Below are 738 nucleotides of genomic sequence, written 5' to 3'. Positions count from 1 at the left end.
AAGAAGAGTGAAAAAAAGAAAAAGAAAAAAAAAAAAATGAGAAAAATGAGATTGTGGAGTATGAGAAAAATAAAGGGAAAAAAAAAAATGGAAGAAAGAAGTGGAAGATTTTAAGAAGAAAAATAAAAAAGAGGAAAAATGAAAAGAAAGAGAAAAGAAAGAAAAAAAAAAAGAAGAAAAAGAAAAGAAAAAAAAAAAGAAAAAAGAAAAAGAAGAAAAAAAGAATATAAAAGAAGAAAGAGAAGAAAGGAGAGGTGGAAAAGAAAAAGAGAGAGTAGGGGAAAGAGAAGGGAAAAAAAGAATAATAAAAGAAAAAAAAAAAAAATAAAAAAAAGAAAGAAAAAGAAAAAAAGAAAAAGAAGGAAAAAAAAGAGGAAAGAAAGGAAAAAAAAGAAAAAAAAGTATAAAGAAAAAAAAAGAAGAGAGAAAAAAAGGAAAAAAGAAAAAGTAGAAGAAATAAAAGTAGAAAAAAAAAAAAAAAGGATAAAAAAAAAAAATAAAAAAAAGAAAAAGAAAAAAGGGAAAAGAAAAGAAAAAATAAGGAAAAGAAAAAAAGAAAAGGAAAAGAAAAAAAAAGAAGAAATTGGAAAAAAAAGAAAAAAAAAAGAAAAGAAAAAAGAAAGAAAAGAAAAAGAAAGATAAAAAGTAAAAAAAGAATGAAGAAAAAAAAAAAAAAAAGGGAAAAAGGGAGGAAAAGAAAAAAAAAGGGGAAAAGGAGAGAAAATACAATCATAAAAG

The 738-nt window shown here is 21.0% G+C and carries 1 protein-coding gene; it reads left to right on the top strand.

All coding sequences use genetic code 11. From position 1 onward, the window contains the following. The first annotated feature begins 138 nt into the window (after positions 1 to 138). Positions 139 to 642, top strand: a complete 504-nt coding sequence (locus F3D62_RS13335; protein WP_191092630.1) for a hypothetical protein — start codon at positions 139 to 141, stop codon at positions 640 to 642. Positions 643 to 738 lie beyond the last annotated feature (96 nt).

It is taken from the genome of Francisella sp. SYW-9 (assembly GCF_008711465.1).
Classification (GTDB): Bacteria; Pseudomonadota; Gammaproteobacteria; order Francisellales; family Francisellaceae; genus Francisella.
Note: the sequence above shows the minus strand (reverse complement) of the source record. Positions and strands in the feature narration are given on the sequence as shown.